The following is a 21,735-nucleotide window of genomic DNA, read 5'->3' as shown; positions in this document are numbered from 1 at the left end:
CATAGCGAGGCATATTGCGCGATCATTTGAAGCATGAAACAATTGTGAGTGGGGAGCGCTTCGGCAAGAGAATTGCATTCGTTTCTGACTGCGGCCGGATCGCTGAAAACAGAGGAATTCAGGATGAAGCGGATCGCATCGAAGCGTGGCGTTGTGGCGGCTCTGGCACTAGGAGCGTTGCTGAGCAGTGGCTCGGCATTTGCCCAACAAACCATCAAGGTTGGCTGGACCATCCCGGCCGAAGAATCCAAATACTGGATGATGAAGCGTCCGCAGGAATTCGCGGATCTCGGCAAGAAATACAATATCGAGTGGGTGCAGTTTCAGGGCACCGCGCCGATGACGCAGGCACTCGCGGCCGGCGCGCTGGACTGCGCGACGCAATCGGTGCTGGCACTGGCGCAGGGCGTGCAGAGCGGCAACCTCAAGGCTTCGATCGTTGCGCAGCACGTGTTCGAAAAGCCGGGCAGCTTTTCTGTCTATTGGGCGGTAAAAGACGACTCGCCGATCAAGACCATCGCCGACCTCAAGGGGAAGACGATGTCGATCAATACGCTGGGCTCCGGCATCTATGGCCCGATGGCGATCCTGTTGAAACAGGCCGGTCTCGATCCGGCCAAGGACGTCAAGCTGGTTGAAGTCGGCTTCGCGCTCTCGGAAGAAGCGCTGCGTTCGGGCCGCGTCGATTCCGCCGTGATGAACCAGCCTTTCGCCGCGCGCATGGAAGCCAAGGGCGGCACCCGCAAGCTGTTCTCGCTGTCGCAGCAGCAGGACGGCATCGTGCACATTCTCGAAGCCTGCCGTGCCGACTTCATCGAGAAGAATCCGGAACTGGCCAGGATGTATGTGCGCGATCTGACGCTTGGCATGCAGAAGGCGTTGGCCAACCGCGATGAAACGCTGAAGGTCGTCAATGAAGTGATGAAGGCGCCGATCCCGGTGCTGGAAACCTACCTGTTGAAGGATAACGACTTCGCACGCGACCCCGGCGCCGCGCCGAATTTCGATGCGATCCAGAAGATGCTCGACACCTATGTCGAATCCGGAATGCTGCCGAAGAAGCTCGACGTCTCCGAGCTGAAGGGCAAGGTCGTCGCGCCGATCAAGTAACGGCGTCGCTCACCTACAAACAATGACACTCTCTCCGTCATGCCCGGCCTTGTGCCGGGCATTTTCGTTTGCTCGAGCCTTTCCGCCGTCATTGCGAGGAGCGAAGCGACGCGGCAATCCAGTTCTTTATTTGAAGAGGGACTGGATTGCTTCGTCGCAAGGGCTCCTCGCAATGACGGAGGAGACAAGCAGTGATTGTTGCTATTCGCTCGCCGCGTCCGACATGCCGCTGTCGATCAGGAGATCGAGGGCATATTTGATGGTCGCGCGTTCGTCGTCGCTGAAGCGCTTCAGCAGTTCCGCCTCATGTTCGAGCGCGGCCTTCTGCACGGGCTTGACGCGCGCGCGGCCTTTCGCGGTCAGGTAGAGCGTGACGCGGCGGCGATCGTTTGAGGTGCTCTTGCGCTTGAGCAGATCGTCGCGCTCCATGCGGTCGAGCACTTTCGTCAGGCCCGGCTGCTTCATCAAAGCCATCGCGGCGAGTTCGCCGACCGACAGGCCTTCGACATCGGCGAGGCAGGCTAGCACGCGCCATTCCGGCACGGTGAGGTCCCATTCCTTCAACCGCGCATGAAACGAGCTGGATACATTGAAGCTGGCGCGCGCCAGCAGATAGGACAGGTAGCTGCGTGCAAAACTGTTGCTGGCCAGGGCCGGCGCACGTGGCTGTGCCTTGTCGATGCGGCGGAGTTGTCCGGAGTGGAAGACGAGGGGGTCGTGATTGCGCTCGACGAAGTGCACGACTTCACCGACCAGGATCGTATGGTCGCCGCCGGGATAGCGCGCCCAGGTCTTGCATTCGAAGATCGGCGCGAGGCCCTCGATCAGCGGTGCACCGCTGATGCCCGGCGCATGGGCGATATCAGCAAACTTGTCGGAGCCGCGACGGCCGAAACGCATCGCGAGCTCGCCATGATCGGCGCCGAGAAAGTGAATGGCGAAAGCGTCGGCTTCGACGAAGGGATCGTGGCTGGGCGAAGATTTCGCGACGCTCCACAGCACCAGCGGCGGATCGAGCGACACCGACGAGAACGAATTGGCGGTCATGCCGACAGGATGATCGCCTGTCGTTGCGGTGACCACGGTGACGCCGGTCGGAAACTGGCCCAGCGCCTGACGAAAGGTGGCGGGGTTGACCGCCTGCGCCTTGTCCACGAGCTTGTCGTCCGCGACCTTGTCCTGCGCCGTCTTGTCAAACGCCATGGAATTCGCCGCTCCGCGACATCAGCGACTGCCCAAAATACAGCGCCGGATTGTCCTTCAAGATTAAAAATATTCCTTTTCATATAACATGACCGCGCCTATCATCCAACCATAATCGCTTTAAAACACGGAGAAACGGCATGCTGGCGGATCGCATCGAGGCGAAATGGATCGACGCATTCTGCGAGATCTTCGAGCGCTGCGCGGTCAAGCCCGGCGACACTGCCGCCATCCTCTCCGAGACGCAATCGCGCGCACTGAATGTGCACATTGCCGAATTGGCATTGCTCCGCATGGGCGCGCGGCCGTTTCATGTCGTGGTGCCGACGCCGCGCAACAAGCAGGTCGTGCCGATCCGCTCCACCGGCGCGTCCGAAGCGATCCAGCAACTCGGGCCGGTTGTATCAGCGCTGCAGCAGGCCGGCTTCGTCGTCGACTGCACCATCGAAGGCCTGATGCATGCCAAGGAAACACCGGAGATCCTGAAGGCCGGCGCGCGCATTCTCGTGATTTCCAACGAGCATCCGGAAGCGCTTGAGCGCATGGTGCCGGACTCGGCGCTCGAAAAGCGCGTGCGCGCGGCGGCGAAGATGCTGCGCGGCACGAAGCACATGAAGGTGACCTCGAAGGCGGGCACCGATCTGGACGTCAACATGGAAGGCGCAGCCACCGTCGGCGTCTGGGGCTGGACCGACAAGCCGGGCACGCTGGCACATTGGCCGGGCGGCATCGTCGTGAGCTTCCCGAAGAGCAAGACCATCAATGGCACGGTGGTGATGGATGCGGGCGATATCAATCTGACCTTCAAACGCTATCTGACGTCGCCGGTGCGGATGCTGTTCAAGGACGACTATCTCACCGAGCTGACGGGCGAGGGCGCCGATGCCGAGATGATGAAGCGCTATCTCGCCGCCTGGGGCGATCGTGAGGCCTATGCCGTGTCGCATGTGGGCTGGGGCATGAATCCCAATGCACGCTACGAGGCGCTGCAGATGTATGACCAGCGCGATACCAACGGTACGGAAATCCGCGCAGTGGCCGGCAACTTCCTGTTCTCCACCGGCGCCAATGAATTCGCCGGGCGCTACACCGCGGGGCATTTCGATCTGCCGATCTTCAAGACGACCATCACGCTCGATGGTGTGGACGTGATCAAGGATGGCGAATTGCAGGACGTGTTCGGCTGAGTCCGAATACGCCGCTCTAAGCTCCGGGCTATCTGGTCACGGGCACGATCTCTTCTGCCGAGATCAAGCCGGCCTGAGGCAGCCGATAGCCCTTAACAATTGCATAGATCGCCGGGATCACAATCAGTGTGAGCAGCGTTGACGAGATCATGCCGCCGATCATCGGCACCGCGATGCGCTGCATGATCTCCGAGCCCGTGCCGGTGCTCCACATGATCGGCAGCAGGCCCGCCATGATGGCGACCACCGTCATCATCTTGGGACGGACGCGTTCGACGGCTCCTTCCATGATGGCGTCGTACAGGTCGTTGCGTGTCAGCGGCCGTCCTTCAATATCCCGTTGGGCCTGGATCGCAGTCAATGCTTGATTCAAATAGATCAGCATTACGACGCCGGTCTCGGCGGCAACGCCGGCCAGCGCAATGAAACCGACGACGACTGCAACCGACAGGTTGAATCCGAGCCACCACATCAGCCAAAGGCCGCCGACCAGCGCGAACGGCAGCGACAGCATGACGATCATCGTTTCGGTGATCGACCGGAAGTTCAGGTACAGCAGCAGGAAGATGATCAACAGCGTCACCGGCACGACGATCTTCAGGCGCGCCGTCGCACGTTCGAGATATTCGTACTGGCCGCTCCACATGACGTAGTAGCCGGGCGGAAATTGAATGCTCGCCTGGACCGCGCGCTGCGCGTCGGCCACGTAGCCACCGAGATCGCGGTCGCGGATATCGACATAGATGTAGGTGGCCAACTGTCCGTTCTCCGTCCGGATCGACGTCGGCCCTCTCGCCAGCGCAATCTTGGCCACTTCGCCGAGCGGGACCGCGCCACCTCCGGGCATCGGCACCAACACGTCGCTGGCGATAGCCTGCGGGCTGTCTCTGAGGTCGCGGGGGTACCGCATGTTGACGGTGAAGCGTTGCCGGCCTTCCACGGTCGTTGTCACCGTCTGGCCGCCGAGCGCGGTTCCGATCACGTCCTGGACGTCCTGGATCATGATGCCGTAGCGCGCCAATGCCTCACGATCCGGGGTCACATCGAGGTAGTAGCCGCCGATGCCGCGCTCGGCATAGGCCGACGACGTGCCCGGCACCGCCTTGAGTACCTGCTCGATCTGCCTGGCAAGCCGGTCGATCTCGACGAGGTCGATGCCGATCACCTTCACACCGATGGGTGTGCGGATGCCGGTCGACAGCATGTCGATGCGGGCCTTGATCGGCATGGTCCAGGCATTCGACACGCCCGGAAACTGCAGCGCCTTGTCCATCTCGGCAATCAGTCCATCAACCGTGAGACCGGATCGCCACTCTTCCTTCGGTTTGAGGTTGATGATTGTCTCGAACATTTCGGAGGGGGCCGGATCAGTCGCTGTGGCAGCGCGCCCTGCCTTGCCATAGACCGAAGCCACCTCCGGAAACGACCGAATGATTTTGTCCTGCATCTGCAGCAGTTCTCCGGCCTTGGTAACGGAGATGCCCGGCAGCGTCGTCGGCATATACATGAGCGTGCCCTCGTTGAGGCTGGGCATGAACTCGGTGCCGAGCTGACGTGCCGGCCAGACACTCGCCGCGAGAATGGCGAGTGCGAGCAGTACGACCAGCGTCTTCGCGCGCATCACAACATTGATGACCGGCCGGTAGACCCAGATCAGAAAGCGGTTGATCGGGTTCTTGTGTTCCGGAACGATCCGGCCGCGGACGAAGATGATCATCAGGGCCGGGACCAGTGTCACTGACAGGATAGCCGCGGCCGCCATCGCAAACGTCTTGGTGAACGCCAGAGGGCTGAACAGACGTCCTTCCTGGGATTCCAGCGTGAAGATCGGCATGAACGACACGGTGATGATCAACAGGCTGAAGAATAGCGCCGGGCCGACTTCGGAGGCTGCCTCGATCAGGACCTCGACGCGCGACTTGCCGGGATCCGCGCGTTCGAGATGTTTGTGGGCGTTCTCGATCATGACGATGGCGGCATCGACCATGGCGCCGATGGCGATCGCGATGCCGCCGAGACTCATGATGTTGGAGCCAAGACCGAGCAGTTTCATGGCGCCGAACGCCATCAGCACGCCGACCGGCAGCATCAGGATCGCAACCAGGGCACTGCGGACATGCAGCAAGAATAAGATGCAGACGAGTGCGACGACCACGCTTTCCTCCAGCAACGTGTGCTTGAGCGTGGCGATGGCGGCGTTGATCAGGTTGGAGCGGTCGTAAACCGGAACGATCTCGACGGAGTTCGGCAGACTGCTGGCGATCTCCTTGAAGCGCTTCTTGACGTTCTCGATGACGTCGAGCGCATTGACGCCGAAGCGTTGCAGCACGATACCGCTGGCGACTTCGCCTTCACCGTTGAGTTCGGTGATGCCGCGCCGCTCGTCGGGGCCCAGTTCGACGCGCGCGACATCGCGCAGCAGGACCGGCGTGCCGTTGTTGGTCTTGAGCACGACATTACCGAGGTCGTTGATCGACTTCAGATAGCCCTTGCCGCGGATGACATATTCGAATTCGGACAGCTCCACCGTGCGACCGCCGACATCGGCGTTGCTGGCGCGGATAGCGTCGCGCATCTTCTGCATGGTGATGCCGAGGTCGCGCATCCGAAGTGGATCGAGCACGACGTTGTATTGCTTGACGAAGCCACCGACGCTGGCGACTTCGGCTACGCCTTCGGCTTTGGCGAGCGCAAACTTCAGATTCCAGTCTTGGATCGCCCGTGTGTCGGCAAGGTTCAATTCCTTGGACATCACCGCGTATTGGTAGACCCAGCCGACGCCGGTGGCATCGGGGCCCATCGTTGGCGTGACGCCGGCGGGCAGGCGGGACGTGGCTCCGTTCAGGAATTCGAGAACGCGCGACCGGGCCCAGTAGATGTCGGTCCCGTCTTCGAAGATGACATAGACGAACGACACGCCGAAGAACGAGAACCCGCGCACCACTTTCGACTTCGGCACCGTGAGCATTGCCGTCGTCAACGGGTAGGTGACCTGATCCTCGATCACCTGCGGCGCCTGGCCGGGGTACTCGGTATAGACGATAACCTGCGTGTCGGAGAGATCCGGGATGGCGTCGAGCGGCAGATGGGCCAGCGCGTAGATGCCAGCGGCTGCAGCGAACCCCGTGCCGAACAACACCAGCAGCAGATTGCGCGCCGACCATGCGATGATGCGGGCGATCATTGTGGGCTCCTCGCGTCGGAAAAGCCCTTCAACGCGGCCTTCAGATTGCTTTCTGCATCGATCAGGAAATTGGCCGAAATGACGACCGGTTCGCCGTCTGCGACTCCCTCGCGGATTTCGACGTAGCCGCTACCGCGACGGCCGAGTTCGACGCGGCGCGGTTCGAAGCGGCCCTGTCCTTTGTCGATGAACACCGATTGCCGGGTGCCGGTGTCGATCACAGCGCTCTCGGGGACGGACACGACCGGATCCGCACCTCCGGTCTCGATCGAAGCGTCGATATACATGTCCGGCAGCAGAGCGAGATCGGCGTTTGTGAGTTCGATACGGACGCGTGTCGTCCGGGTCTCGCGATTGACCTGCGGATAGATCACGTTGATCTTGCCGGCAAACGGCCTGCCGGAGAGGCTGCGCGTCCGGACGTTCACCGGCTGTCCGACGGCGATGGCTCCAAGATCGCGCTCCGCGACATCGACCATTGCCCAGACGAGCGACGTGTCGGCGATACGAAAGAGGATGTCGCCGGGTTGCGCCCGCATCCCTTCGATGGCGTTGCGCTCAAGAACAATGCCGTCCCGCGGGGCGGCCCAGGCGATGGAGATCGGGACGATGCGGCTCTTCTCGATTTCGGCAATCACCGTGTCTGGAACGTCGAGATTCATGATCCGTTGACGCGACCCGCGCCCATACAGCCCATCGCCGCTCGTCGTCTTCGACGTAATGGTGGCGACGTATTCCGCCGCAGCGGACGAGATCGCCGGGCTGTAGATATCCATCAAGGGCTGCCCGCTGCGGACCTTCGTGCCGGTGGTGACATCGGCAACCTTCTGCACCCAGCTTTCCGCGCGCATCGAGATCACGGAGATGCGCCGCTCGTCGAGCTGGATCGTGCCGGGTGCGCGGATCTGCGTCCGGATCACGCGCCTGGTGGCTGGCTCGGACTTCACGCCCGTGCGCTGTATCTTGCCCGGAGAGAGCTTGACTGATCCATCGTCGGAATCGTCGCCGTCGAACACCGGGATGTAATCCATCCCCATGGAGTCCTTCTTCGGCGTCAGCGACGTATCAGGAAGTCCCATCGGATTGCGGTAATACTTGATTTTACGCTCCGTACCCACCGAGTTCGGACCCGGCATCGGCTCGGCTACGATATCCTCGAAGTTGATGTCAGCGTTGGCCGGAACGGCGCGGTAGTTGCGGCCGTCCGGCGTTTTCTTCGGCGTTGACGAGTATGCGGGCTTCCCGTCCGGATCCTGATAGTAGACAGGCGCTCGGGCTTCCTGCGCATCGGCGGGGGTGACTACGGCGAGGGCGTGCGTCAACGGTCGCTGCGCGATGATGAATCCGCCTCCGGCCGCCGCGATGAACGCGGCGGCGGTGCCAGCTAAAACGGCGCGGTTCATTTCTGCGCCGTGATGACGAGCTTGTTCTCGACGGAGCCGGTTTCTCCCTGCACCTTGGCGCCCAGAGAAAGCTGCCAGCGACCGGCCATTCCGAAAGTGGCCTTGAACTTGTAGGTGCCGGGCTCGGCCCCCGATACTGGCGTGACCTTGGTGGCCATCTCCTGCATGCCGTCAGGAGCCATGTCGAGACGGGTTGCAAAAATAACGGCATCCGGCACGGGCTTGCCGGTCTTGGTGTTCATCAGGCGGACGGTGATGATCTTGTCGGGGCCGGCCTGAACGGACTGATCGACGAGCTCGAACGTGTAGTCCTTGATGTCAGCCAGTGCAGCCGTGCTTGCGCCGCCCAAAGCGACAGCGAACAGCGCAGCCCGTAAGGCGCGCGGGGAGTTAGACGTTTTCATGGTTTGGTATCCTCGATTGAATCTGATGTGCCGCGAACGGCATGCGTCATCCGCGCGCCAGGAGGCACGCGGCAGCGACGGCGGCTCAGCGCCGCTCAGATCGAAGTGCGAGGAGGGTGGTCTGGAGGGGGACGGTTGACGCCATCGGTCAGCGCGTCATTCAGCACCGAGTGGTACGTTCGGACGGCGTGACGAACCGTCATGGCTGGCGCCAAGGAGGGCCCCGCCTGGGCGGTCTTCAACACGCAAATCGCGAGAAGTGGACAGTCCTGGCAATCCTTACTCTTCTGTTCGGATGGGCAGCAGGGCATGTCTCCAGACATCGCCGACATGTCGGTCATCGTGGCCGACGGCCCGTTGGCAGCCGCCGGAGTCACCACCGGCGCCACCGAGAGGCCGATGGTCACAAAGATCGCTAGAAAGAGTTTCAGGAGTCGACGAAGATCCATATTAGACCATCTCACGGCCACCACAGCGTGGGAAGCCCGGATACATCACAAGTTCGCAATCCCTATGGGGATTATGTCCTTGGCTTCTCCGGCCCGTCATAGGCGATGCCGCGGATCACAGCGGCACTGCCGAACTTCTTCCTGAGATCGTCCATCGCCCGCTCGGCATGCGACGAGCGGCGGTCGAGCATGTTGTCGTCGCCGGCCTCGTTGCCGGGCTTCAGCGCGCTGACACCGGTGCCGATCAGGCGGAAGGCGGTGCCGTCGATTTCCTTTGCCAGCATCTCGCGGCTGATATCGAAGATGCGCGCCGCCATCTGCGTGGGCGACTGGATCGATTGCGAGCGGGTGCGCTGGCGGAAATCCGCGGTTTTGAGTTTCAGCGTGACCGTGGTGCCGGATAATTCGCTGCTCTTCAGCCGTGACGAGACCTTTTCTGACAGGCGCCACAGAATCTTTTCCAGCGTGGCGTAGTCGCGGATGTCCTCGTTGAACGTCGTCTCGTTGGAAATCGTTTTGGCGCCGCGATCGGCGACGACGAGGCGATCGTCGATGCCGCGGGCGAGGCGCCACAGCCTGCGGCCTTCGCCGCCGAACTGTTTCATCAGGTCGGTCTCATCGGCGCGCTGTAGATCGCTGATCTTGCGAAAGCCGCGCTGCGAGAGTTTCTCCGCGGTCGCCGGGCCGACGCCGAAGATGAAGCTGACGGGCCGATCCGCGAGCATGGCCACAGCGTCTTCCTGATCAAGCGTGGCGAAGCCGCGGGGCTTGTCGAGATCGCTGGCGATCTTGGCGAGAAACTTGTTCACCGACAGGCCGACCGAAACCGTGATGCCAACAGTGCGCTCGATGTCGGCGGCGAATTTCGCCAGCACCTTGGCGGGGATCATGCCGTGGACGCGCTGCGTGCCTGAGAGATCGAGAAAGGCTTCGTCGATCGACAATGGTTCGACCAGCGGCGTCAGCGCCTGCATGGCATGGCGGACCTCACGGCCGACGCGGACATATTTCGCCATGTCGGGCCGCACCACGACGGCGTCGGGGCAGAGATCGAGCGCCTTGAACATGGGCATCGCCGAGCGCACGCCATAGGTGCGCGCGATGTAGCAGGCCGCGGACACCACGCCGCGCTTGCCGCCGCCGATGATAACAGGCCGATCGACGATGTCGGGATTGTCGCGCTTCTCGACGGTGGCGTAGAACGCATCGCAGTCGATATGCGCCAGCGTCAGCGACGGCAGCGCGTGGTGTCGCACCAGGCGCGGCGACCCGCATGACGTGCAGCGCTTGACGCGTGCATCCAGATCGACAAGGCAATCCCGGCAGAAGCAGCGCGGTCCGCTCAGCTCTGCCGGAGAGGGGCTCACGTAAAGTCCTGCCCGCGGGGATCGAGCGCCTGCCGCGCGGCGGCGATGGTGGTGGGATCCAGTTGCGACGACGCCGAAAACGCCTTCACGGTCTCGTCGTCGCGCAGCACGAAATCGAGCACGCTGACGAGGAACTGTGGATCCTTGGCAGCCGAGCGGAGAGTCTCCGGACCGATTCCACTCTCGGACAGGAACAGGCCCAGCCGCTCAGGTTCCCCGGCAACGAAGGACAGCGCCTGAATCGCAACGATTTCAGCAACTTCGCTGGGGTGGCGCTGGGGTTTTTTCATCACGCGTGTTTGCCTTTCCGTAACTTATCGTCTCTATTTTAAGTCATCATGCCCGAGTCACCGGGGCGATTCCAGTTGCAGGGATACGCGCGGTACACGGGCACTTCGGCGGGTGGCCGAAGTGAATTTGGAAGTTCGCTTCGAACATCACATTGGCCGGTGACGCAGGGCAATCATGCTCCGCGAAACAAGAACGCTCGGGTTCTGGATTGGAGGGCGGGATGGCAAAAACCGTCCTGATCGTGGAGGACAACGAGCTCAACATGAAGCTCTTCCGTGACCTGCTGGAAGCCCATGGCTATCAGACAGTCGGCACGAGCAATGGCTATGAAGCGCTCGATCTTGTCCGCTCGCTCCGCCCCGATCTCATCCTCATGGATATTCAGCTACCGCAGGTCTCCGGTCTCGAAGTGACCGGCTGGATCAAGAAGGATCCTGCGATCAGCATGATCCCCGTCGTCGCCGTCACAGCCTTCGCCATGAAGGGCGACGAAGAACGTATCCGCGAAGGCGGCTGCGAAGCCTATTTATCAAAGCCCATTTCGGTCGGAAAATTTATCGAAACCGTGCGTCGGTTCATCGGTTAGGGAGTTCCCTATGTCAGCGCGTATTCTTGTCGTCGATGACATCCCCGCCAACGTGAAACTTCTGGAAGCCCGTCTCTCGGCGGAGTATTTCGACGTCATCACCGCGTCCAACGGCGCACAGGCGCTGGACGTCTGCGCGCGTTCCGAATGCGACCTGATCCTGCTCGACGTCATGATGCCCGACATGGACGGCTTCGAGGTCTGCCGTCGCCTGAAAGCCAATCCGAAGACGCATTTCATTCCGGTGGTGATGGTCACCGCGCTGGATTCGCCGTCGGATCGCGTGCGCGGCCTCGAAGCCGGCGCCGATGACTTCCTCACCAAGCCCGTCGCCGATGCCGTGCTGGTGGCCCGCGTGCGCTCGCTGACGCGTCTGAAGATGATGACCGACGAACTGCGCATGCGCGCCATCACCTCGCTGGAAATCGGCGTGCAGGCGCCCGAGCGCAGCGCCGTGTCTGATCTGGGTGTGGGTGGACGCATCCTGCTGGTCGACGATCGTCCGTCATCCTATGAGCGGCTGGCGCCTGTCCTGTCGGCCGAACACACCGTCGATGTCGAACCCAATCCGACCGAGGCGCTGTTTCATGCCGCCGAGGGCAATTACGATCTGCTCATTGTCTCGCTGAGCCTCGAGAATTACGACGGATTGCGGCTGTGCAGCCAGGCGCGTTCGCTGGAGCGCACGCGGCAGATTCCGATTCTCGCGATTGCTGATGCCGATAACAATCCGCGGCTGTTGCGTGGTCTCGAGATCGGCGTCAACGACTACCTGATGCGCCCGGTGGACAAGAACGAGCTGCTGGCCCGCGCCCGCACGCAGGTCCGCCGTCGCCGTTACACCGATCATCTGCGCGACAACGTTCAGCACTCCATCGAAGCTGCGATCACCGACGGGCTCACCGGACTGCACAACCGTCGCTACATGGAAAGCCATCTGGAAACGCTGGCAGAGCAGGCGGCCACCCGCGGCAAGCCGCTGGCGCTGATGATGCTCGACATCGACTTCTTCAAGTCGATCAATGACAATCATGGCCATGATTGCGGTGACGACGTGCTGCGCGAATTCGCCGTTCGCATTCGCAAGTCGATCCGTGGCATCGATCTGGCCTGTCGCTACGGCGGCGAGGAATTCGTCATCGTCATGCCCGAGACCGACATGCACGTCGCCAGCATGGTGGCCGAGCGTCTGCGTCGTTCGATCGCCGGCGAGCCGTTCTCCATCGACAAGGGCAACAAGCGCATCGAGGTCACGATTTCGATCGGGTTGTCGACGCTGGAGAAGAAGGGCGAGCCCGTCGCCGACGTGCTCAAGCGTGCCGACGTGGCGCTGTACCGCGCCAAGCACGACGGCCGCAACCGCGTGGTTGCTGCGGCCGCGTAACCGCCGCGAGCTTCAAAGGCAGCTATAGTGAATATGCCCGTCGATATTCTCGAGGGTGCCGATGCTGCTTGCCTGCCAGATCACGCTCCATGATCGCAAGCATGGAAATGAACTGTCCCGGAATGCGATCACTTGTTTTTCGGCCAAGGGCACTGGATCTCCGAAACCTTGCGCTGTGAGGCGCGCGACCATCTCTGCTTGCTCTGAGCCGATAGGGAACTGCAAACGGATTCGATCTCTGAATTTCGTTTCGGGTTCGGAAGCTGCAGGAAAAAAGATGCCAGCCGGGATGCCCTGAACGACGGGCGGTAAGGTGAACCAGACCCACGCGTCAAAGCAAACCAACAGTAAGAGGATTGTCAGAGATAGCGCCAGGATCCTCTTGTAGAGCCCGACAACGAAGTACTTCAGGAAATTCGCCATCTTCTCCACCATGACAAGTCATATCTTATCGTGGGTTGTCGGGAGGGTGAAGTGGCCTGTACTGCAGATACTATAGCTGCTTAGGCTACTATCACAGCCGCGTTCGTGCCGATGGTTGCGACCATCGCGATGGCGGCGAGATCGGGCGCGATCCTGTATCGAAAGTCTGCGTGACCTGCCGGGCCGCGCAGTAAGCGGGGCGCGTCATGCGTGCGCGCAGATAGGCGTCGGCTTCTTTCGTCGGCAATTCCTTGTCGATCACAAGTTTGTCGAGTGCGCAGGCGAGGGCGTCTGCGCCCGGCTTGGTGCCGGTGGCGTCGCAGGTCCAGCCGCTCAGGAATACAGCTCTGGTATCGAAGCGCGAGCTGAAGGCGAGGCACTGTTTCCAGCGGCCATCGGTCTCGACGCGCGTTTCGACGGCATGGACAGGGCCGTAGCGCGTTTCCAGATCGAAGTGCGTGGAGAGCGTCTGGAAGCGCATGTTGCGCAAAAGCTTTGTTTCGCGCGGTTCGAAAGTCGGCCGCGTCTGGAGGCCGCCAGGGGGCGGGAATGCGATCGCCACGGTGAGATCGATCCCGCGATGATCCAGTGCCCCGTATTGCATGACCTCAACACGGCCAAGCAGTCCGCTGGTGATGATATCGGAGCTGACGGGTAATCGTGTGAAGCTGCCGTCAGTGATCCTGAAAGCTGGCTTGTCCTGGACCACCTGGACGCGATTGCCCCAGAGCCAGATCACCCCGAAGGCGATGAGCCCGAACACAATCATTCCGAAAAAATAGAATGCGTAGCGGACGAAGACGCCTGCCAGAGACACCGCAGACGTGAACTGGCCAGCCGTCGCGTCTGAATCGCGGAAAGACAAGGGGTGCTCCCGATGCAAATCAATTGCGTCGAATGATACCGACTTGTCGCACGAAATGACGTGAATACCGTTTCAATCGCAGGCTTCATGCCCGCCATAGTTGTGGCAGGGTAAACGCGGTACTGCGCGCATCGCTAAAATTGGAGCGGCTGGCCCGGGCTTCCTACTTAACCTCGCCCCGCGCTTTGCGGGGAGAGGTTAAAAGAAAACGGGGCCCGAAAGGGCCCCGTTCAAAATCCGTCAGCAGCTGTATTCAGCGCTTACTTGATCTTGGCTTCCTTGAATTCAACGTGCTTGCGCGCGACCGGGTCGTACTTCTTCTTGACCATCTTGTCGGTCATGGTGCGCGAATTCTTCTTGGCGGTGTAGTAGAAGCCGGTGTCCGCGGTGGAAACGAGCTTGACCTTGATGGTGACCGCTTTGGCCATGGCAGAACCTCTGAATGTCGGGAATCGGGTGACAGCCAGAGAACTGGCCGTGTTGGGGCGCAACCTAGCCCCGAACGCTCCAAAGTCAAGGTTTTCCGGGGCGGTAAATCCGAGGATTTGCGGGTCTTAACCCGGAAAGAAGCGGTTTTTGGGCCGCGGTAGCCCCAAATTCTCACGGAGCGTCCGGCCTTCATACTCCGTGCGGAAAATCCCGCGCTTTTGGAGTTCCGGGATCACGCTGTCGACGAAGTCGTTCAGCCCCTCCGGCAGGTAGGGGAACATGATGTTGAAGCCGTCCGAGGCTTCGGTTTCCAGCCACTCCTGCATCTGGTCGGCGATGGTCTGGGGCGTGCCCACGAAGGCCGAGCCGCCATAGCCGCCGAGGCGCTGGGCAAGCTGGCGCACGGTCAGGTTCTCGCGCCGGGCGAGGGCGATGACGCGCTCGCGGCCGCTCTTGCTGGCATTGGTTTCGGGAATCTCGGGCAGCGGGCCGTCGGGATCGAAGACGGAGGCGTCGGTGCCGAGATTGATCGAGAGCGAGGCGATGGCATTGGCGTAATGCACCTTGCTGTCGAGCAGTGCGCGTTTTTCCTTGGCTTCCTCGACACTGTCGCCCACCACCACGAAGGCGCCGGGTAGTATCTTGAGATGATCGCGATTGCGGCCGAGCTTCTCCATGCGGCCCTTGATGTCCGCATAGAGCTTCTGCGCATCGCCGATGGCGCCGCCGCCGGTGAACACGGCTTCTGCGGTTTCGGCGGCAAGCTGCTTGCCGTCTTCCGATGCGCCCGCCTGCACGATCACCGGCCAGCCCTGGACGGGCCGGGCGATATTCAGCGGGCCGCGTACCGAGAGATACGGGCCCTTGTGATCGAGCACATGCATCTTGTCGGGGTCCATGAAGATGCCGCTCTCGACGTCGCGGATGAAGGCGTCATCAGCGAAGGAATCCCACAGGCCGGTGACGACGTCGTAGAACTCGCGCGCGCGCTTGTAGCGCTCGGCATGCTCCATATGATCGTCGAGGCCGAAGTTGAGCGCGGCATCGGGGTTCGACGTTGTCACGATATTCCAGCCGGCGCGGCCGCCCGAAATGTGATCCAGCGACGCGAAGCGGCGGGCGACGTGATAGGGCGCGTCAAAGGTGGTGGAGCCGGTGGCGACGAGGCCGATATTCTCGGTGACGGCGGCCAGCGCTGACAGCAGCGTGAACGGCTCGAACGATGTCACCGTGTGGCTGCGCTTCAGCGCCTCGACCGGCATGTTCAGCACGGCGAGATGATCGGCCATGAAGAAGGCGTCGAACTTGCCGGCCTCGAGCTTGCGGATCATCTGTTTGAGGAAGGGAAAGTTGAAGTTGGCGTCAGGCTGAGCGCCGGGATAGCGCCATGCGCCGGTATGGATGCTGATCGGGCGCATGAAGGCCCCGAGCTTCAACTGACGCTTCGCCATCTGGAATTCCCCGTGATGCTGGTCGGGAACAGATAGGGACGCCGACGCGCGCAGGTAGATGCTGCTCACGAGAAGATTATTGCGATTTGTGGATTATCTGCAGAACCTCATCCTGAGGAGCGGCGTCTTCGCCGCGTCTCGAAGGATGGAGGCCGGCGCTCATGGTTCGAGACGGCGCTGAAGTAGCGCCTCCTCACCATGAGGACGGAGCTCACACCCGCTTCGGATTCAGCGTTGGGTCCATCGCGAATTGCGTTTCCAGGTAGTCGATCATGGCGCGGGTCTTCTGCGGCACGAAGCGGCGCGAGGGATAGACCGCGCTGATCGGCACCGGTTTCGGTTCGAAGGCTTCGAGCAACACAATGAGACGACCGGTCTCGATCTCATCCCTGAAATGCCAGATCGGCACGAAGCCGATACCGAGGCCGGACATCACGGCTTCGCGAATGCCTTCCGAACTCTGGGTGCGCACCGGTCCCGTGGCTTCGATAGCGATCGGGCCGTCCGGACTTTCGAAGCGCCAGGTCACGCCGCCGGTGAAGCGCGTATAGGGGATGCAATCATGCCCGATGAGATCGTTCGGATGCGCAGGCTGCGTCTTGCCGCGCAGATAGGACGGCGAGGCCACCAGGATACGGCGTGTCACGCCGATTTTCCTGGCGATCAGGTTTGGGTCGGTCACGACGCCGGAGCGGATCGCGAGATCGATGCCGTCCTCGACCAGATCGCTGAAGCCGTCACTCATCACGAGGTCGACACTGACGTCGGGGTAACGCGCCAGAAAGCCCTTGAGATGCGGGATCACCCGCAGCCGTCCGAACACCACCGGGAGGGCCAGTTGCAACGTGCCTGATGGTCTGGCCCGGCGGCGTCCCACGGCGCCCTCGGCCTCGGCAACGGCTTCCAGCGCCAGTTTGGCGCGCTCATAGAAGCTGCGGCCGTCATCGGTGAGCGTCAGCTTGCGCGTGGTGCGGGTGAACAATCGGGTGCCGAGATGGTCTTCCAGCGTTGCCACCTGGCGGCTGACGGTCGGCTGGCTGGAATTCTGCTCCTCAGCCACACGGGTGAATGAGCCCGCTTCGACGACGCGGATGAAAGCCTGGAAAAGGGCGACTGTATCGGTCATTCATCCAAAATACGGATAAATAATATCCGAACAAGCCCATAACCGCCAACGGGCGAATGGACGATGTTCTCCATGTCGGACGGCGATGGCGCCGCCCCAGATCAAATGGAGAGCATCATGACCCGTAAACTCGAAGGCAAAATCGCAGTCGTCACCGGTGGCAGCGCCGGCATCGGTCTGGCCGCCGCGCAGCGTTTTATCGACGAAGGCGCCACCGTGTTCATCACCGGCCGCCGCCAGGCCGAGCTCGATGCCGCCGTGAAGCAGCTCGGACCGAAGGCCGTCGGCGTACAGGCGGACGCTGCCAAGCTCGCCGATCTCGCGCATTTGTTCGATACGGTGAAGGCTGCCAAGGGCAAGATCGACGTGCTGTTCGCCAATGCCGGCGGCTATGAATTGAGCGCGTTCGGCCAGATCACCGAAGACGTCTATGACAAGATGTTCGACATCAATGTGAAGGGCGTTTTGTTCACGGTGCAGCAGGCATTGCCGCTGCTGTCCGACGGCGCCTCGGTGGTTCTCACCGGCTCGGTGTCGGGATCGAAGGGCATGGAGTCCTTCAGCGTCTACAACGCCACCAAGGCAGCGATCCGCTCGTTCGCGCGCAGCTGGACCTCAGACCTCAGGGCGCGCAAAATTCGCGTGAATGTCGTCAGCCCCGGACCGATCCAGACCCCCGGCCTCGACGTCTTCGCCAATGACGATGTGAAGGGCTACCTCAAGACCATCGTGCCGCTCGGCCGTCTCGGTACCGCGGACGAAGTCGCGAAGGCGGTTCTGTTCCTGGCATCGGACGATTCCAGCTTCGTCGCCGGCGCAGAATTGTTCGTCGACGGTGGTCTCGCTCAGATCTGACGATGGGCTTGGCAGAGCAGGAAGGCGCCGCGGATGCGGCGTCTTCTCGTGTCAGAAACTGTGCATGTGCGCGCTGGCGCGATACTCGCTCGCCATCAGCTCTTCGTTTTCAGCAACCTGAATCCACGAGATGGCGAGTTGTAGCAATGCACGAACTTTGCGTGGGTCAGCTTCCACGCTGGCGCGCTGGCTGAGTGCCGACGCCTTGCGACGATATTCCAGTGACGCGCGCGTAAATGTCGAAGACTCGACCTGCGGCGTCCAATTCATCTGTCCCATAACTGGGAATTCCTGTGAGCAAGACAACGGTAGGTTACCGCGCCACACCAGTTATCCCACTAAGGAAACAGTTAGAATTAGAATAGGTCGAAAAGCGAGACCTCTTACTTGATTAACTCAGCTTTCGCCGGGCAGCATGTCGAGTTGCATCTTGCCGCTGTACCAATGGAAGAAGGGCAGTGGCGCGTCGTGACGGAGCGGGCCGGTGGCGAGACGCTGCTGCAATTGATTGAGCACGTTCTTCGTCATTGCGTGCGCGTCGGCGAGATGCGCGGAGCCGAGTTCGACCCAGACCAGTTCCACCAGTTCGGCATCGGCATGCACGACGCCCTCGACGCGATGCGCGATCGACGATGCGTCCGCCGTGAAGAAACGCGTATCGAAACGCTTGATACGGCCGGGTGGTGTGATGGCGCGCGCAATCAGGAACAGGCCCGAGGGATCGGGCAGGAGACCTGCATCGCTAAAAGCTTCCCATACACCGGGGAGCTTCCTGGTCGCGCCATCAACCTTGCGGCCGAGGCAGAGGCCCGTTTCTTCGCAGGCTTCGCGGATCGCAGCGACAGCGAGCGAACGCGCGCGCGACGGCGGCGTCTTCGGGCTGCCTTTCATCAGGTTGGCTTCAAGCTCCGGCGGCAAAGGTGCAGCCACCGGGATCTTGTTGTCGGTCGTGTCGACACTGCCGCCGGGGAAGACGAACTTGCCGGGCATGAACACGACCTTGTCGTGACGCTTGCCGACAAGCACTTTCGGAATCGGGCCGGAGCGATCGACCAGCATCAGGGTCGCAGCGTCGCGCGGACGCTTATAGGGATGGTGGTCGGCTTCCTTGCCGATCTCGACTGCGTCGCTCATTCCGTCTCCTGAAATTCTTCTTATTACGTGCTGTTCAAGGGGACGGAGAACGTATCAGTCAGCCGGGCCGTCGCCAAATCCGTGCATGCGGAATGCCCACTGCAATCCCACCACGGCGCCCTTGACCGGCTGCAACAACAACAGCGACGCGATCAGTGTGATCGGCAGGTAGATCGCAAGTTGCAGCGCGACCGATGGCGAGTAGTTAGTCTCGATCCACAATGCGATCGGCACGACGATGTGACCGACGATGACGATCACGAGATAGGCGGGAAGATCATCGGCGCGGTGTGCAGAGAAATCCTGTCCGCACTTGTCGCAGTGATCTGCGGTTTTCAGGAAGGCGCGAAACATCTTGCCTTCGCCGCAGTTCGGGCAGCGGCAGGCGAAGCCGCGCTTCATTGCGGTCCACACATTGCGTTTGGCGGAGGAATCCAGCGTCGCGCTCCAGATCTTCGGTGTGGTCAATGTCATCATGACTTTACCCCTTTTTCGGCTTGCCGGGGTTACCACCGGCGCGAGCCTTGTCAGCTTTGGCAGCCTGCCGGGCATTACGACCGGGTTTGGCTTTCTTGGGCGCCTTGAGCTTCTTCGACGATTTGAACTTCGTCGCACCAGAAGGCTTGGCACCCGGATGACGCGGCCGGTCTGCAGCGTCATTGCTGCGGGCATGTTCGCGTCGGCGGTTCCGTGGGGCGGTATTGCCCTCGGAAAGCATTTCGAACCGCAAGGCACCTGCAACGGGGGCTGCCTCGACCAGACGGACATCGACGACGTCACCCAACCGATGCATGGCACCACTGCGTGTACCGACGAGGGCGTGGCGAGCTTCGTCATAGTTGAAGTATTCGGTGCCCAACGTGCGGATCAGGATCAGGCCATCGGCGCCGGTCTCGGTCAATCGGACAAAGAGTCCAGCCCTGGTGACGCCGGAGATCCGGCCCCGGAAGGTGGCGCCGATCTTGTCGGCCAGAAAATGCGCAATCAGCCGGTCGGACGTCTCGCGCTCGGCCTTCATGGCTCGGCGTTCGGTGGCCGAAATCTGCGCCGAGATTTCGCTCAGCGTTTCCACGGTTTCGGTCTCGGGTAGCGCGCCTTCGCCAAGCCCGAGCGCACGGATCAGTGCGCGATGCACGATCAGATCTGCGTATCGCCTGATAGGTGAGGTAAAATGCGCGTAGCGGCGCAGGTTCAGACCGAAATGTCCGTAATTCTCGGCGGCATATTCCGCCTGGGCTTGCGAGCGCAAAACCACTTCATTCACCAGCGGTTCGGAATCCTGACCTTTGACCTGTGACAGCACCCGGTTGAATACCGATGGCCGCAATGCGCCCGCTTTGGCGAACGGCATGTCCAGGGTCTTGAGGAATTCCTGCAGGTTGTGAACCTTCTCCACCGAAGGCTCATCATGTACCCGATAGATAAGCGGCAGAGCCTTCTTTTCAAGCGTTTCGGCTGCGGCGACGTTGGCCAGGATCATGAACTCTTCGATGAGCTTATGCGCGTCGAGCCGCTCCGGTACGATGACGCGATCGACGGTACCGTCCTTCTTCAGCAGGATTTTTCGCTCTGGGATGTCGAGATCGAGCGGATCGCGTTCGTCGCGCGCGAGCTTGACCTGCGCATAGGCCGCATAGAGCGGCTTCAGGATCGGTTCGAGCAGCGGGCCGGTGGTATCGTCGGGATGGCCATCGATGGCGGCCTGCGCCTGTGCGTAATTCAGCTTGGCCGCCGAGCGCATCAGGATGCGATGGAACGTGTGCGACTTCTTGCGGCCATCGACACCGATCACCATGCGTACGGCGAGGGCGCCGCGCGGTTCGCCCGGCACCAGCGAACACAGGTCGTTGGAGATGCGCTCCGGCAACATCGGTACGACGCGGTCGGGGAAGTAGACCGAGTTGCCTCGGATCAGCGCATCGCGGTCGAGGGCTGAGCCGGGACGCACATAGAAAGCGACATCGGCGATGGCGACGCTGACAATGTATCCACCTGCATTGTGCGGATCGGGATCGAGTTCGGCATAGACGGCGTCGTCATGATCCTTGGCGTCTGGCGGATCGATGGTGACCAGCGGCACATCACGCCAGTCTTCACGCCCCTGCAATGTCGCAGGCTGCGCGGCTTCCGCTTCCTTCAGCGCATCGCGGGAGAACGCTTGCGGGATATCGTGGGAATGGATCGCGATCAGGCTGACCGCTTTCTCGGAGGAGAGCGAACCGAGCCGTTCCTTGACCTTGCCGGAGCCGAGGCCATAGCCACGCGTACGAATGAGATCGACACTGACGAGATCGCCGTCCTCGGCGCCGTTGGCGTCTGACGCGGCGATGTTGAGTTCGCGCCCGGCCTGCTTCTTGTCGACCGGGATCAATCGTCCGCCGCCATTCGGCAGCGCGCGATAGATGCCGAGCAGGCGTGTGCGGGCACCTTCGAGCACCCGCACGACGCGGCCCTGATAGCTGGCTAACTCGCCATCGTTCTCGATCTTCTCGATGCGCAATAATGCGCGGTCACCAACACCTGCCGCGGTGCCGGGCAGGGGACGGCGCGGCGTGTGAATGCGAATTTTTGGTACGACGCCGTCTGCCTCGTCCCATTCGACGGGCGTGGCGATCAACTCGCCATCGGCATCACGCGAGGTGATGTCGACCAGCACTGTCGGTGGCAGCGCTGCGGGCTCGCGCACGCTGCGGCCTTTCTTGGCGATGGCGCCTTCGTCGGCGAGTTCGCGCAGCATGCGCTTGAGCTCGACACGGGCGGCGTTCTTCAGTCCGAATTCACGCGCGATCTCGCGGGTGCCGATCTTGCCGGGATACGCGCGAACGAACGCGACGATGGCATCCCTGGTTGGAAAGCTGCTGTCACGTTTCTTGTTCACAATTAT

20 protein-coding genes are annotated in these 21,735 nt (G+C 61.5%); 5 read left to right on the top strand and 15 right to left on the bottom strand.

The window, feature by feature from the left end:
• Nucleotides 1-123: 123 nt before the first annotated feature.
• On the top strand, nucleotides 124-1,110 hold the full coding sequence (locus tag AB7783_RS11070; protein WP_068732554.1) for an ABC transporter substrate-binding protein: 987 nt from the start codon (nucleotides 124-126) through the stop codon (nucleotides 1,108-1,110).
• Nucleotides 1,111-1,311: 201 nt separating this feature from the next.
• Here AB7783_RS11070 and AB7783_RS11065 read toward each other — a convergent pair whose 3' ends face one another.
• A complete protein-coding gene (locus AB7783_RS11065; protein WP_441277645.1) occupies nucleotides 1,312-2,313 on the bottom strand; it encodes a flavin reductase in 1,002 nt (333 codons plus the stop codon).
• Nucleotides 2,314-2,453: 140 nt separating this feature from the next.
• Between AB7783_RS11065 and AB7783_RS11060 the strand changes: the two genes are divergently transcribed.
• Nucleotides 2,454-3,500, top strand: coding sequence for a peptidase M29 (locus AB7783_RS11060; RefSeq protein ID WP_089263744.1), 1,047 nt, complete (start codon nucleotides 2,454-2,456; stop codon nucleotides 3,498-3,500).
• Between the two features lie 28 nt (nucleotides 3,501-3,528).
• Here the strand turns inward: AB7783_RS11060 and AB7783_RS11055 are convergent, their stop codons facing one another.
• The 5 genes from AB7783_RS11055 to AB7783_RS11035 all read right to left on the bottom strand — a co-directional run bounded on the left by AB7783_RS11055 (nucleotide 3,529) and on the right by AB7783_RS11035 (nucleotide 10,597).
• Complete coding sequence (locus AB7783_RS11055; RefSeq protein WP_441277644.1) at nucleotides 3,529-6,684, bottom strand: efflux RND transporter permease subunit; 3,156 nt, start codon at nucleotides 6,682-6,684, stop codon at nucleotides 3,529-3,531.
• Complete coding sequence (locus tag AB7783_RS11050; RefSeq protein WP_441277643.1) at nucleotides 6,681-8,087, bottom strand: efflux RND transporter periplasmic adaptor subunit; 1,407 nt, start codon at nucleotides 8,085-8,087, stop codon at nucleotides 6,681-6,683. Before AB7783_RS11050 ends, AB7783_RS11055 begins: the two co-directional genes overlap by 4 nt.
• Nucleotides 8,084-8,491 carry a FixH family protein gene (locus AB7783_RS11045; protein WP_441277642.1) on the bottom strand — a complete coding sequence of 136 codons (408 nt, stop codon included), beginning with the start codon at nucleotides 8,489-8,491 and terminating at the stop codon, nucleotides 8,084-8,086. Before AB7783_RS11045 ends, AB7783_RS11050 begins: the two co-directional genes overlap by 4 nt.
• A 520-nt stretch (nucleotides 8,492-9,011) precedes the next feature.
• Nucleotides 9,012-10,307, bottom strand: a complete 1,296-nt coding sequence (locus AB7783_RS11040; protein WP_439077514.1) for a DNA polymerase IV — start codon at nucleotides 10,305-10,307, stop codon at nucleotides 9,012-9,014.
• Nucleotides 10,304-10,597, bottom strand: coding sequence for a DUF3572 domain-containing protein (locus AB7783_RS11035; RefSeq protein WP_089263750.1), 294 nt, complete (start codon nucleotides 10,595-10,597; stop codon nucleotides 10,304-10,306). The genes AB7783_RS11040 and AB7783_RS11035 overlap by 4 nt, the downstream gene beginning before the upstream one ends.
• A gap of 221 nt (nucleotides 10,598-10,818) precedes the next feature.
• On the opposite strand from AB7783_RS11035, the gene AB7783_RS11030 reads away from it, so the two are divergent.
• Both AB7783_RS11030 and AB7783_RS11025 read left to right on the top strand, forming a co-directional pair.
• Nucleotides 10,819-11,184: a response regulator gene (locus AB7783_RS11030; RefSeq protein WP_068732379.1), complete on the top strand. Its 366-nt coding sequence runs from the start codon at nucleotides 10,819-10,821 to the stop codon at nucleotides 11,182-11,184.
• 10 nt (nucleotides 11,185-11,194) lie between these two features.
• A complete protein-coding gene (locus AB7783_RS11025) occupies nucleotides 11,195-12,568 on the top strand; it encodes a PleD family two-component system response regulator (protein ID WP_441277641.1) in 1,374 nt (457 codons plus the stop codon).
• Nucleotides 12,569-12,580: 12 nt separating this feature from the next.
• On the opposite strand, the gene AB7783_RS11020 is transcribed toward AB7783_RS11025, so the two are convergent.
• The 5 genes from AB7783_RS11020 to AB7783_RS11000 form a co-directional block, all read right to left on the bottom strand.
• Entirely contained in the window at nucleotides 12,581-13,003 is a 423-nt protein-coding gene (locus AB7783_RS11020) for a hypothetical protein (RefSeq protein ID WP_441277640.1), read from the bottom strand.
• A 79-nt stretch (nucleotides 13,004-13,082) separates the two neighbouring features.
• Nucleotides 13,083-13,856, bottom strand: a complete 774-nt coding sequence (locus tag AB7783_RS11015) for a hypothetical protein (RefSeq protein ID WP_441277639.1) — start codon at nucleotides 13,854-13,856, stop codon at nucleotides 13,083-13,085.
• 260 nt (nucleotides 13,857-14,116) lie between these two features.
• Nucleotides 14,117-14,284 carry a 50S ribosomal protein L33 gene (gene rpmG / locus AB7783_RS11010; RefSeq protein WP_068732385.1) on the bottom strand — a complete coding sequence of 56 codons (168 nt, stop codon included), beginning with the start codon at nucleotides 14,282-14,284 and terminating at the stop codon, nucleotides 14,117-14,119.
• Between the two features lie 126 nt (nucleotides 14,285-14,410).
• Nucleotides 14,411-15,736 (bottom strand): LLM class flavin-dependent oxidoreductase, encoded by a 1,326-nt coding sequence (locus tag AB7783_RS11005; RefSeq protein WP_441277638.1) that lies wholly within the window; start codon nucleotides 15,734-15,736, stop codon nucleotides 14,411-14,413.
• A 211-nt stretch (nucleotides 15,737-15,947) separates the two neighbouring features.
• Nucleotides 15,948-16,862: a LysR family transcriptional regulator gene (locus AB7783_RS11000; RefSeq protein WP_089263754.1), complete on the bottom strand. Its 915-nt coding sequence runs from the start codon at nucleotides 16,860-16,862 to the stop codon at nucleotides 15,948-15,950.
• 117 nt (nucleotides 16,863-16,979) lie between these two features.
• On the opposite strand from AB7783_RS11000, the gene AB7783_RS10995 reads away from it, so the two are divergent.
• On the top strand, nucleotides 16,980-17,717 hold the full coding sequence (locus AB7783_RS10995) for an SDR family oxidoreductase (RefSeq protein ID WP_441277637.1): 738 nt from the start codon (nucleotides 16,980-16,982) through the stop codon (nucleotides 17,715-17,717).
• Between the two features lie 51 nt (nucleotides 17,718-17,768).
• On the opposite strand, the gene AB7783_RS10990 is transcribed toward AB7783_RS10995, so the two are convergent.
• The 4 genes from AB7783_RS10990 to rnr all read right to left on the bottom strand — a co-directional run bounded on the left by AB7783_RS10990 (nucleotide 17,769) and on the right by rnr (nucleotide 21,729).
• Nucleotides 17,769-17,996, bottom strand: a complete 228-nt coding sequence (locus AB7783_RS10990; RefSeq protein ID WP_089263755.1) for a hypothetical protein — start codon at nucleotides 17,994-17,996, stop codon at nucleotides 17,769-17,771.
• Between the two features lie 117 nt (nucleotides 17,997-18,113).
• Entirely contained in the window at nucleotides 18,114-18,851 is a 738-nt protein-coding gene (locus AB7783_RS10985; protein ID WP_089263756.1) for an NUDIX hydrolase, read from the bottom strand.
• 54 nt (nucleotides 18,852-18,905) lie between these two features.
• Nucleotides 18,906-19,328, bottom strand: coding sequence for a DUF983 domain-containing protein (locus AB7783_RS10980; protein ID WP_089263757.1), 423 nt, complete (start codon nucleotides 19,326-19,328; stop codon nucleotides 18,906-18,908).
• A gap of 4 nt (nucleotides 19,329-19,332) precedes the next feature.
• Nucleotides 19,333-21,729, bottom strand: coding sequence for a ribonuclease R (gene rnr, locus AB7783_RS10975; protein WP_441277636.1), 2,397 nt, complete (start codon nucleotides 21,727-21,729; stop codon nucleotides 19,333-19,335).
• Nucleotides 21,730-21,735: the final 6 nt, after the last annotated feature.

It is taken from the genome of Tardiphaga sp. 172_B4_N1_3, assembly GCF_052076035.1.
Lineage (GTDB): Bacteria > Pseudomonadota > Alphaproteobacteria > Rhizobiales > Xanthobacteraceae > Tardiphaga > Tardiphaga robiniae.
The sequence above is the reverse complement of the archived record's forward strand: the minus strand, read 5'-3'. Positions and strand labels throughout refer to the sequence as shown.

Coding starts and splice junctions, on each gene's coding strand:
- AB7783_RS11025 (WP_441277641.1), top strand. CDS start 11,195: ATGTCAGCGCGTATTCTTGTCGTCGATGACATCCCCGCCAACGTGAAA.
- AB7783_RS11070 (WP_068732554.1), top strand. CDS start 124: ATGAAGCGGATCGCATCGAAGCGTGGCGTTGTGGCGGCTCTGGCACTA.
- AB7783_RS11030 (WP_068732379.1), top strand. CDS start 10,819: ATGGCAAAAACCGTCCTGATCGTGGAGGACAACGAGCTCAACATGAAG.
- AB7783_RS10995 (WP_441277637.1), top strand. CDS start 16,980: ATGACCCGTAAACTCGAAGGCAAAATCGCAGTCGTCACCGGTGGCAGC.
- AB7783_RS11005 (WP_441277638.1), bottom strand. CDS start 15,736: ATGGCGAAGCGTCAGTTGAAGCTCGGGGCCTTCATGCGCCCGATCAGC.
- AB7783_RS10985 (WP_089263756.1), bottom strand. CDS start 18,851: ATGAGCGACGCAGTCGAGATCGGCAAGGAAGCCGACCACCATCCCTAT.
- AB7783_RS11055 (WP_441277644.1), bottom strand. CDS start 6,684: ATGATCGCCCGCATCATCGCATGGTCGGCGCGCAATCTGCTGCTGGTG.
- AB7783_RS10980 (WP_089263757.1), bottom strand. CDS start 19,328: ATGATGACATTGACCACACCGAAGATCTGGAGCGCGACGCTGGATTCC.
- AB7783_RS11045 (WP_441277642.1), bottom strand. CDS start 8,491: ATGAAAACGTCTAACTCCCCGCGCGCCTTACGGGCTGCGCTGTTCGCT.
- rpmG (WP_068732385.1), bottom strand. CDS start 14,284: ATGGCCAAAGCGGTCACCATCAAGGTCAAGCTCGTTTCCACCGCGGAC.
- AB7783_RS11035 (WP_089263750.1), bottom strand. CDS start 10,597: ATGAAAAAACCCCAGCGCCACCCCAGCGAAGTTGCTGAAATCGTTGCG.
- AB7783_RS11060 (WP_089263744.1), top strand. CDS start 2,454: ATGCTGGCGGATCGCATCGAGGCGAAATGGATCGACGCATTCTGCGAG.
- AB7783_RS11050 (WP_441277643.1), bottom strand. CDS start 8,087: ATGAACCGCGCCGTTTTAGCTGGCACCGCCGCCGCGTTCATCGCGGCG.
- AB7783_RS11020 (WP_441277640.1), bottom strand. CDS start 13,003: ATGGTGGAGAAGATGGCGAATTTCCTGAAGTACTTCGTTGTCGGGCTC.
- AB7783_RS10990 (WP_089263755.1), bottom strand. CDS start 17,996: ATGGGACAGATGAATTGGACGCCGCAGGTCGAGTCTTCGACATTTACG.
- AB7783_RS11000 (WP_089263754.1), bottom strand. CDS start 16,862: ATGACCGATACAGTCGCCCTTTTCCAGGCTTTCATCCGCGTCGTCGAA.
- AB7783_RS11065 (WP_441277645.1), bottom strand. CDS start 2,313: ATGGCGTTTGACAAGACGGCGCAGGACAAGGTCGCGGACGACAAGCTC.